The following is an 11,233-nucleotide window of genomic DNA, read 5'->3' on the forward strand; positions in this document are numbered from 1 at the left end:
AAATATCAAATATATAACTATAGTTAAGCGATTAATATCGCATCACTAGTATTAAGCGATTAATATCGCATCACTAGTAATCACACATTACAAACAATGAAACATGTACTAAAGAATCTACTCATGCTTTTGGCGCTGTGCTTTGTCCACACGCTTTCTTGCCATGCCGATTGGTTTAAGGGCAAGGTGGTGAGCGCTGAGACAGGCGAGCCGCTGGTGGGCGCCAGCATCTTCAGTGAGGTCAATCCCCAGCCGGGATGGTCGATGCAAAACAACGCAGAAGCCGACAGCACGGGCTGCTTTGTTATTGGCAACGGATGGGAAGGCCGCATTCTCTTCACCTTCAGCATGATAGGATATAAGAACTTTCGTAAGGTAGACTATTCCTATGGCGAAGATGTGAAAGACACCATCGACCTGGGAACCATCAAGTTGCAACCCACCGCGCTGATGCTGCGTGAGGTGGAAGTGACGGCGAAGATACCGCGTATCACCATGTCGGGCGACACCATTGTGTTCAACCCCGAAGCGTTCAAGCTGAAAGACGGAGCGCGCCTCGACGAGCTCATCAAGAAGTTGCCTGGCGTTCAGAACCGCGACGGCAAGCTCTATTGGAACGATAAGCCCATTCGCCTGATGATGAACGGCAAGGACCTCTTTGGTGGCGACCAGATCATCAATGAGTTGCCCGCCGAGGTGGCTCAGAAGCTCAAGCTCTACGACCGTAAGTCGGAGTTGTCGCGCCACACGGGGAAAGACGATGGCGAGGAGGACCATGTGCTCGACATTCAGGTGAAGCCCGGATTCTTGGACAAGTGGTATGGCGAAGCGAAAGCCCAATACCAAACGAACGACAGGTACATGTTTGACCTGACGGCGTCCAAGCTTAGCGACCACGATCCGCAGGTGGTGTACGCTCAAGCCAACAGTATCAACCGATACATTGACCGCACGATGACCTCCTCGAGCAACTCGAACATCGATGGCGATGGCAGAAGCCAATATGGCAGTTACAACTACCAGCACAACTGGGTGACGAAGGGCGCAGAGAAGTTTAGCAACAACCACGTCGACTTGGGCGCCAGCTTCGGACACTACGATGGATGGCTAAACAGCAGTTCGTCAAAGGAGACCTTCTTCCCCAACCAGGACCGCACCTTCTCGCTCTCGAAGACATACCGCTACAAACACAAACTATGGCCAAAGCTACAGGCCAACCTCTATGCCTATACCGATTCGGTGAACGTTATCAGGGTAGACGCCAGAGCCTCTTACGGCAAGACGCATGGTTTGAGCAAGCAGGATGGGGCGTCTTACAGCTATTCGCCCGACCAGTTTCAGTACTACTCGTTGGCCGAAGCCATGGGAGCCAAGCCCGGCGACGCCCTGTATGAGCATCTGGTGACGCGCAACCGCAACTATAACACTTCTGATGAGCAGAACCGCAGTCTTAACCTCAACTACACATGGAGCCGTTTTTGTGGTAAGAAAGGTAGTTTTGCGTTGCAGGGAAGAACCCAGGTCTCTGGCGACAACAATCAGACGCACACCCGTCGCCAACTCGAATATATCCGCGATGGTCGCAACGAGACACAGTTGCAGTTCTTCGATTACTCGACGCACAACTTCGCCCAGTCGCTTTCTGCCATGATCGAATATTGGGTTTCGAAGAAGGTGTATGTCAAGGCTTCCGACAAGTTGTCCTACAACCGTTACCACTCGAATCGCGCCTTCTTTGCCGACACCGATCAGAGCGGGGCCGAGGGTCTTACGGCCACCACGCTCGACGCCGACAACTGTTTCAACTCAACCAATCGCACGTGGACCAATGAGTTCACCTTGAAGTCGACCATTACGCCTGTCAAGGATCTCATGATCATGCCCAACCTGGATTGGACAGTCACCCGAGAGGATGCCGACTACCAGTATGGTCGCCTCGACACGGCCACTGTGCGCACCACCCACGCCTACACGCCGTCGATCTTCATGAAGTGGAAGATCAGTCGTGTGCGCAACATGGACTTCTCGTTCTCTTACAACACCACGGTGCCCGAGCTGTCTCAGACCTTCGCCTTCCGCAACACCGTCGACCCTCTGTCGATCTCTACGGGTAACGCACATCTTGGCAACACCCACAGACACACCACCGCGTTGGGTTATCACCGCATGTGGCTCCGCCAACAGATTGTGTTGGGACTGCGCGCTGAGTATACCAAGAACATCAATCCGTTGGGCACGCTCTTCCGCTACAATAGCCAGACGGGTGTGTATGAGTCGAAGCCGATGAACGTGAAGGGTGGCGACCAGTGGACGGTGAACTTCGATTACGACCAAGGTCTCGGCGTCGACTACCGACTGATGAACAAGATTAGTCTCACCAACTCGACGGCTTATGGCTACCTGACGCTTGTCGACGCTGCCAGCAATGCCGTTCCCGAACTGAACAAGCAGAAACGGTTTGGCCTCAACGAGAACTTCGTGTTGGCGTATGAGGTGGAGAAGGTTCGCCTTGCGCTCAGCGACCAACTGGCGTGGAGCCGCTACCGCTACAACAACGGCTCTTACAACTCCAATCCACTCTTCAACGTGGTGGGCATCGACGCTACACTGAGTCTTGCGCCGTTTGAGTTCAACGTGGAGGTCAATGATGAGTTCCGTTCGGGTTATCAAACCCAAGCCATGAATGGCCACCGCTTGATCTCTTCTGCCTATGTGTCGTTTCGATTCCTGAAGAACAAGGCGCGGTTGATGTTGCGTGCCGACGACATATTCAACAAGGACATTTGGTATGACAACGACTACACGGCGTTCCAACGCTCGGAGTCAGCATCCGACTATATCCACCATTATCTGAATCTCACCTTCTCTTATAAGTTTGACGCCAAGGCCAGTAAGGGCAAGGCACAGGATAGAAGGGGAGCGAATGTGCAAATGGGACGATAGCGCTCGATGGCAAGCCACCATAAGATGATCCCTACGATCCTATGAAACAGAAGGGAGGCTATGACGAATGTGCCATAGCCTCCCTTCAGTATGGTTGAAAATACATTATACCCTCTTGATAACCTGCCTGTTTCGGCCTGATGACTGATTGTGGGTTATTTCTTTTCGTACTTCTCAATGAGTTTGTCGGCCCGTTCGTCGCCCAACTCCTTGGCCTTCTTCAAGGCTGCTAAGCCCTCCTCCTTTTGGCCCAGCTCGCAGGCAGCCACACCTTTTATAATATATAGGTCGGCGTATTCGGGAGCCATACGGATGGCGATGTCGCAAGTCTTGATGGCGTTGTCGAACTGGTTCACGCGCACTTGGAGGCTGGCCATCTCCGCGTAATAGGTGGGTTCGAAGCGGTTGAGCACAATGGCGTGGGCGATATCGTTGAGAGCCATTTGGTACTGGTGAATCTTCACGCCACACTGGTAGCGCATATAGTAGAAGTCGGCCGAGGCGTTCAGGTGCATGAGCGTGTCATACTTCAGGTAGTCCATGTATGCCTTGCGCGACTCGCCAGCCAGGTCCAATAGGCGGCCACGTGCCAAGACGTAAGGCGCCGAGATGGCGCCGTCTTGCGCGGCAACGGCCGAATCGAGCAGTTGGATCACCTCCTCCTGGGGCGCCTTCAGTTTGGTTTTGCATTGGGCGGCCTCGTAGAACACCTCGCCATTCTTGCCCAGTTCGGTTTTTTGCAGTTGGGTGAACATGTCGAGCGCCTTTTGGTAATCGCCCTGCGCGTAGATAATCTGTGCCTGTTGGTGCTTGTAGATGGGCAGCGGGTTGACCTTCGAGGCTTGCTCAGAGAACTCCAGGGCCTTTTGTAGGTTCCACGCGGTGTAGGTGGTGTCGATCTTGAAGACGGTCGACTGGTACACCAATCGGGCGTAATCGTAGTAAGCCTCATCCTTCTTGGCCGCCTGCTTCACCTCTTTCTGCAACGTTTTGTCGGCCTCAGCCAACTGTTTCAGGTCGATATGCATCTCGGCCAGGGCCGTGTAACCCTCTGTGGCGGTGGGGAACATCTCGATGTAATCGTTGACATACTGCACCTGACGGAGCGAGTCGCCTTGCTGACGGGCCAGCATCAGGGTCAGCGCGGCCTGCTGCTGGTCGGCGGGAAGTGCCGTGCGGATGCCTGTTGCGCGGAAGGTCTTGTCGTTGATCGACAGGCCGCTGACAACAAACGACTTGATGATGCGTGCGTCGGTGGCGAACGCCTGGCCACCGTTTGCGGGTCGCTGCATGATACCCAACAGCTGGCCTTGCTCGTTGACGACCGGACATCCGAGGTCGTTGCCCGACACATCCTTGTCGTTGAACACATAGTAGTTGTTGGTTTCCATGAATTTCTCCGTACGCACAGGCGTCAGCTTCTTGATGACCGGCTTCTTGAGGTCGTAGCCAACGGTGTAGACGTTGTTGGCTGCTGCATCGCTGGTGGTCAGCTCCAATGCGCCCGGAACGTTGCCCTTGACGCGGAATAGGCACACATCGTAGAGTTCGGAGATGCCCATCATGACATCCACCTCATGCTTGTTGCCCTTTGCGTCGATGGCTACGGCATGGTCGGCGCCGACGAATGGTTGCCACATCGCCATGGCTTCGCCGTCCTTTCCTGTGAAGACACCATGTGTGGAACCGAGGATGGTGCCATCCTTGGCGAAGGTGGTGAGAGAGAAAACGCTTGCCGCGGCCTTCTTGACCGGTGCGGGTTGTGCCCAAACGCTGGTCACCGCGAGCGCCAAAAGCATAACGATGACTGATACTCTATGTTTCATCTGTTGATTGTTGCGATATTTAATGATGTTATTATCAAATTGTTTTTGGAGGCCGTTCAATGGTTCTCATGTAGCGCTGCCCCCGTCAAGTGTTCACTTTCGGAGCAGGGCCTTGGCGTTGTCGATGGCCGCCTCGGTGATGTTGCTTCCGCTAAGCATCTGCGCTATCTCGCGCACGCGCTCATCGTTGGTCAGCATTACCATCCGGCTGATGGTGCCTTGATCGGTCTCTTCCTTGCTCACCTTGTAGTGGGTGGAACCCATGGCCGCAATCTGGGGTAGGTGGGTAATGGATATCACCTGCCGGTGGTTGTCGCCCATCTCCTCCATGATCTGCGCCATCTTCTCGGCCACACGACCGCTTACGCCCGTGTCGATCTCGTCGAAGATGATGGTAGGCAGTTTGACGGTGCCGCTGATCATGGCCTTGAGCGACAGCATGACGCGCGCGATCTCACCACCCGACGCCACCTGCGACACGGGTTGCAAGGGCGAGCTGGTGTTGGCGCTAAAGAGAAACGCCACCTTGTCGACACCCGTTGCCGACGGTTCGCGCTCTTGGAAACAGATAGAGAAGCGCACGTTGGGAATGCCCAATGGTTGCAAGCGTTTCTTCATCTCGCCCTCCACCACCGCAGCCGCCTTTTGGCGGGTCAGCGTTAGTTGGTCGGCTACCTGCTTATAAGAGGCAAACGCCTTGTCGACCTGCTCCTTCAGCAGGGCCAATTGCTCGTCGCCACCATCGATGTTGCCCAGTTGTTGGGCCATTTGGTCGCGCGTGGCTATCAGCTCCTCGATGGTGGAAACGTGGTATTTGTGCTGTAAGGAATACAGCGTGTCGAGACGTTCGTTGATCTGGTCGAGCTCGGTGGGGTCGTAGTCGATGCTGTCCTTGCGGTTGTCCACATCCTGTGCGATGTCTTTCAGTTCGATGAACGCAGAGTCGAGTCGCTGCGCCAGTTCCACCACGTCGGGATACACCTCCTCGATCTCGCGCAGGCTGTCGGCTGCCGCCCTGACCGATCCGAGGCATCCGGCCTCCTCATCGCTTAGCGAGGCCGCCGCCTGATAGAGTGCCCCCTTGATTCCCTCGGCATGGCTCAACAGTTTGGAGCGTTGCTCCAACTCCTCCTGCTCGCCCGCCTGAAGGGCCGCGCGGTCGAGTTCGGCATGCTGGAACCGCAGGAAATCCTCGTTCTCGCGTGCCTTCTCGCAGCGCTCCTGGAAAGCCGCATACTCATGCTTGGCGTCCATGTATCGGTCGAAAGCCTGTCGGCATTGCTTCAGCAACGCGCCATCCTTCGCCACAATGTCCACCACATTGAGCTGGAAATCTTCCTTCTGCAACAACAGGTTCTGGTGTTGGCTATGAATATCCACCAACTGCTCGCCCAGTTCGCGCAAGGCCGTGAGCCCCACCGGCGTGTCGTTGATGAAGGCGCGGCTTTTTCCGCTGGCGCTCACCTCACGCCGCAGGATGCAGTCGTCGGCATCATAGTCGATGTTGTTTTGTGTGAAGAAATCCTCCATGTCGTAGTGTGAGAGGTCAAAGTGAGCCTCTACCACACACTTCTTGCAGCCGTTCTTGATCTGCTTGCTGTCGGCCCTTTGTCCGAGCAAGAGATGGAGGGCGCCCAAGATGATGCTCTTTCCCGCACCCGTTTCGCCGGTAATGACGGAGAAGCCAGGGTGGAAGTCGATGTTTAGTTCATCGATGAGCGTAAAGTCCTTGACGTATAATTGTTTGAGCATGTTGTTTGCTTAGTTGGCTCCCACGCGTTTTGGTTCGTTCCCTCCCGCTTATGAATGGAGCCTGTTCTATTGTTTGATTTTCTCCCACGCGTTGTTTTGCGAGGCGTTGATGGAGAAGAGAATGTCGTAAACGGTTTCCTTTTCCTTCTGTGTGCCTTTTCCCTTATAGATGGAGGCCAGCTCATCGCGTTTGTAGTCGGTCCAGATGAGAGGCAGACGGCTCATGGGCTTGTCGTCGTGACATTTCTTCAGGTCGTTCTCGATCGCCGTGGAGATCTCCGTTCTGCCACGCTCCGCGTTGTTGGCCATTTCGTCGAGGCCCTTGCGGTAATAGTCGTATTGCAGTTGGCGGAAGGGTCGCATGCCACCGTCGAGATAGTCGTTGATGATGGCGAAGCGGTTTCGGTCGTTGTCGAACGATTTCCATCCGGTGAACTCCATGTTCTGCGCGTTGTTGGTGAGGTTCATGCAGCGCTGCAACACATCCTCGCCTCCCATGGGCGAGAAGCTGTCGAGATCCATGCCAATGATCAGGAAGGCGTAGTAGGCGAAGAGCGCCGTCAGTTGGTTGTCGATGGTCTCCTCGTTGAAATCGAGCTGGTCGAACTGCGCAAACTTGAAGTTGAAGTTGTTGTCGGTATTATTATATAAGGTCGTGGTGTACGACGCGTTATACACCGGACGGTTGGCTTGGATGAGCGCCTTGCATGTGAACACCCCCGACGCCTGGTCATACTTGGTGACCGTGATGTTGAAGTTGCAGTCTATGCGTTCGTTCTTTTGGAACTGCAGGTTGGTCCACTGGCGCTCGTTGACAAACTGCTCCAACGTCTGTTGGAGGTTGTCGAACACCGAGGCGTCGGTTCCTTGGATCTGATTGTGGTTGATGGTGATCTTGGCGTTGAGCTCCTGCGCAGCGGCAGGAACGGCCAAGAGACAGAGCAACGACACGAGTAAATGGCGCATAGGCATGATGTTAGGGTGTTACTACTGTTTGTGGGGTGTGGCGGATGCGTTCATGCTGAGCATCGATTCGCGCATGCGGATCTGCGTGAGCACCTGTTTGGTGTTTTGCGGGAAGTCATTGGCCATGATCCAATTGTAGAAGTTGGGAGCCTCGCGCAGCACCTCGCTGACCGCACGTCCCTTGTACTTGCCGAAGTTGAACACCTCCTGTCGGCGTTGCTTTCCGTCCTTGTCGAGCACGGGCTTGCCGTCTTTGTCAACCATGTCGTGCCACACGATGCGCCCGGCAAAGTCGACGTTGTTGTTCATCCTCGACTCCTCGGCCAGCACGTCCATGTCGTTGGGCAGGGCCATCGCAGGATCCTCCACCTGGTCGGGCGCATACTTGTCGAGCTGGCCCATCAGCACGCGGTAGGTGGCCTCCGCGTCCTGGTCGGCGCGGTGTGCCTGGAAGTCGTCGTCCATCTTGTGGCCCGTGTAGAAGCGGTAGGCGGCGGCCAGGTTGCGCGGCTCACGCTTGTGGTAGATGGTCTGCGCGTCGATGAGGCGGCACTTGGAGAAGTCGAAGCCCACTCCGGCCCGCAGAAACTCCTCGGCGAGCATGGGCACGTCGAAACGGTTTGAGTTGAAGCCCGCGAAGTCGCACCCTGTGAACTCCTTCTCCAGGTCCTTGGCTATCTCCTTGAATGTTTTTTCGCCCTTTACACGCTCATTGGTGATGCCCGTGAGCTCTTGCACGAGTGGGGGGATGGGCTTGCCGGGATTGACGAAGATGCTTGCGCGTTTCTCCTCGCCGTTGGGCATTACCTTGATGTAGGATATCTGGATGATCCTATCGTTAACCAAATCGAGCCCCGTCGTCTCCAGGTCGAAGACGACTAAGGGCTTATTGATATTGAGTTTCATGCTATCAAATTAATCGTTGAGCAGCAGAGGCATGATGAGCATCAGCACATCGGTGTTCTCGGGCTGCGTGCCGGGAAGCACCACGCCAGCGCGACTGGGGTCGCCCAGCTCTACCGTGACGTCCTCGGTCTCCATGGCGTTGAGAATTTCGAGCAGGAAGTCGCCGCGGAATCCGATCTGCATGCTCTGCCCGCCGTAGTCGCAGATGAGCTGCTCCTTGGCGCTTGTGGCGAAGTCGATGTCCTCCGACGACAGCTCGAGCATGCCTGCGCTGAGGCGGAAGCGTACCAGCTGACTGCTCATGCTGGCGAAGGGCAGCACGCGGCGGATGGCGCTGATGAGGGCCTTGCGGTCGATATGGATCTGGTTGGGGTTGTCGGTGGGAATGGCAGCGTTGTAGTTGGGGAAGACGCCCTCGATGAGGCGGCAGGTGAGCACGCCGTCGGCGAAGTGGATCTCGGCAGCCTGCTTGTTAAACTTGATGACCACATCGCCACCGTCGCGGCTCAAGCCGTTCTTCAGGAGCGTGGCCGGCTTCTTGGGGAGGATGAACGAGGCGGGTGTCTCGCTCTTGATGCCGTAGTAGCGGCAGCGCACCAGCTTATGGCCGTCGCTGGCCACGAAAGCCAGGTAGTCGGGGGTGAGGTCGAAATAGATACCGTTCATCACCGGGCGAATCTCATTGTTGTCGGTGGCGAACATGGTGCGGTTGATGTTGTCGACCAGCACGCTGGCGTCGACCGTCACCACGTTCAGGTCGTTGGTCTGCTGCTCGGTACGGGGATATTCCTCGGCGTTCTGCGCGGTGAAGCGGTATTCGCCGCCCTGATAGCCCACGATGACCTCGTAGGTCTGCAGGTTCACCTCGAACGTAACGGGCTGCTCGGGCAGCTCCTTCATGGCGTCGAGGATGGTGCGGCAAGGCACGGCGAAAGCGCCGTCAGAGTCGAACTCGTCCAGCGAAAGGGCCGTCTTCATAACATTCTCGCTGTCGGAGCTGGTGATGAAGACTTGGCCATTGCTGACCTCGAAAAGGAAACTCTCAAGGATGGGCAGAGAGTTCTTGTTGCTGATGACCTTCGAAAGGGTCTGCAGTTTGGCGTTGAGAGCCGTACTGGAAAGCGTAAATCTCATGTATCTAATAGTATTTTTTGGGTTCGTATCTTTTGATGCACAAAGATACAAATAAAAAAGGAGAATAGGAGAAGGCGCTGACATTTTTTTTATTTTTTTGAATTTTGTGTGTTGAAAGTTTGCTCCTTAGTGATAAATTGCGTAATTTCGCAACATAAACACATAAGAATTACATATTAATTTCACTAAAATGGCATTACAAGGAATAGAAGTGGAGGGTGTGATCATCAAGGAATATCCTCCCAGAGAAGGTGTATCGAAGTCGTCTGGAAACCCCTGGAAGTCGCAGGATTTTGTTATCCAGACCCGTGACGCATACCCCCGCACTTGCCTTTTCAACGTGTTTGGCGCCGACCGCCTGGAGCAGTTCAACCTCCACCAGGGCGACACCGTGCATGTGTGGCTCGATATCAACGCCCGCGCTTGGCAGGATCGTTACTTCAATGATATCCGCGCTTTCCGTGTGGACCACATCGACCCGAACGCCGTGAACACAGGCGCACAGCCCACACAGGCTGCCAGCACATTGGGATCGGCTCCCGCAGCCGCCGCTCCCCAGCAGGATCCGTTTGCAGCTGGCGCAGGTAGCGATGCGTCGAACGACCTTCCTTTCTAATTAACCGATTATCATTTTCATTAAAAAATAAGAATATGAAACCTACATTGTTACTTCTGGCAGCTGGCATGGGCAGCCGCTACGGTGGTTTGAAGCAGTTGGACGGCCTGGGCCCCAACGGCGAGACAATTATGGACTACAGCATCTACGACGCCATTCAGGCTGGTTTCGGTAAGATCGTCTGGGTGATCCGTAAGGATTTTGAGCAGGACTTCCGCGATAAGATCCTCTCAAAGTATGAGGGCAAGATTCCTTGTGAGCTCGTGTTCCAGAGCCTCGACAAGCTGCCCGAGGGCTATACCGTTCCCGAGGGCCGCACAAAGCCTTGGGGTACCAACCACGCTGTGATGATGGCCAAGGACGCTATTCACGAGCCTTTCTGCGTCATCAACTGCGACGACTTCTACAACCGCGACTGCTTCCAGGTCATTGGCAAGTTCCTTGCTAACCTGCCCGAGAACAGCAATGGCAAGTACGCCATGGTTGGTTTCCGCGTGAGCAACACGCTGAGCGACAACGGTACCGTTTCGCGTGGTGTGTGCTCCAAGGACGAGAACGAGCACCTCACAAGCTGTGTGGAGCGCACCGAGATCGAGCGCAAGGAGGACGGCAAGGTGGCCTACAAGGACGAGAAGGGCGAGTGGGTGAACATCCCCGACAACAACCCTGTGAGCATGAACGTCTGGGGCTTCACTCCCGACTACTTCGAGTATAGCGACAAGTTCTTCAAGGAGTTCTTGGATGCTCCCACAACCAAGGCCAACATCAAGGCTGAGTACCTCATTCCTTGGGTGGTCGACAAGCTCATCCACTCTGGCAAGGCTACTTGCGAGGTGCTCGACACCACCAGCAAGTGGTTCGGCGTGACCTATTCAGCCGACCGTCCCAGCGTTGTGGAGAAGATCCAGAAGCTCGTCGACGAGGGTGTTTATCCCGCCAAGTTGTTCTAATTGACAGTTTCCGCCTCGCTGAGGCGTACCAACACATAACGGATCCCGCCTGCCTCTTGATGGCATGGCGGGATTTGTTGTTGGCTCATCCGACATTTGGAGTGAAAAATAACACACGTGAGTATTTACGCTCAGACGCG

General features: G+C 55.1%; 8 protein-coding genes. 3 read left to right on the forward strand and 5 right to left on the reverse strand.

Annotation, left to right across the window (positions count from 1 at the left end; translation table 11 throughout):
• The first annotated feature begins 96 nt into the window (after positions 1-96).
• The gene (locus tag WKK33_RS01075; protein ID WP_337932093.1) at positions 97-2,943 is read left to right on the forward strand and encodes an outer membrane beta-barrel protein; all 2,847 of its coding nucleotides are present in this window, start codon (positions 97-99) and stop codon (positions 2,941-2,943) included.
• Positions 2,944-3,098: 155 nt separating this feature from the next.
• Here the strand turns inward: WKK33_RS01075 and WKK33_RS01080 are convergent, their stop codons facing one another.
• The 5 genes from WKK33_RS01080 to dnaN form a co-directional block, all read right to left on the reverse strand.
• Positions 3,099-4,769, reverse strand: coding sequence for a tetratricopeptide repeat protein (locus WKK33_RS01080; RefSeq protein ID WP_337932094.1), 1,671 nt, complete (start codon positions 4,767-4,769; stop codon positions 3,099-3,101).
• 93 nt (positions 4,770-4,862) lie between these two features.
• Positions 4,863-6,521, reverse strand: coding sequence for a DNA repair protein RecN (recN, locus tag WKK33_RS01085; RefSeq protein WP_337932095.1), 1,659 nt, complete (start codon positions 6,519-6,521; stop codon positions 4,863-4,865).
• Positions 6,522-6,587: 66 nt separating this feature from the next.
• Positions 6,588-7,487: a DUF4835 family protein gene (locus tag WKK33_RS01090; RefSeq protein WP_337932096.1), complete on the reverse strand. Its 900-nt coding sequence runs from the start codon at positions 7,485-7,487 to the stop codon at positions 6,588-6,590.
• A gap of 21 nt (positions 7,488-7,508) precedes the next feature.
• The gene (locus WKK33_RS01095) at positions 7,509-8,393 is read right to left on the reverse strand and encodes a 3'-5' exonuclease (protein WP_337932097.1); all 885 of its coding nucleotides are present in this window, start codon (positions 8,391-8,393) and stop codon (positions 7,509-7,511) included.
• 9 nt (positions 8,394-8,402) lie between these two features.
• Positions 8,403-9,527: a DNA polymerase III subunit beta gene (gene dnaN, locus WKK33_RS01100; RefSeq protein ID WP_337469145.1), complete on the reverse strand. Its 1,125-nt coding sequence runs from the start codon at positions 9,525-9,527 to the stop codon at positions 8,403-8,405.
• 190 nt (positions 9,528-9,717) lie between these two features.
• Between dnaN and WKK33_RS01105 the strand changes: the two genes are divergently transcribed.
• Together WKK33_RS01105 and WKK33_RS01110 are read left to right on the forward strand one after the other, a co-directional pair.
• On the forward strand, positions 9,718-10,143 hold the full coding sequence (locus WKK33_RS01105) for a DUF3127 domain-containing protein (RefSeq protein ID WP_337569847.1): 426 nt from the start codon (positions 9,718-9,720) through the stop codon (positions 10,141-10,143).
• A 35-nt stretch (positions 10,144-10,178) separates the two neighbouring features.
• Entirely contained in the window at positions 10,179-11,093 is a 915-nt protein-coding gene (locus WKK33_RS01110; protein WP_215758932.1) for a nucleotidyltransferase, read from the forward strand.
• Positions 11,094-11,233 lie beyond the last annotated feature (140 nt).

Origin of the sequence: Hallella sp., from assembly GCF_037460745.1 — a bacterium.
In the GTDB taxonomy this organism is placed as follows: domain Bacteria; phylum Bacteroidota; class Bacteroidia; order Bacteroidales; family Bacteroidaceae; genus Prevotella; species Prevotella faecis.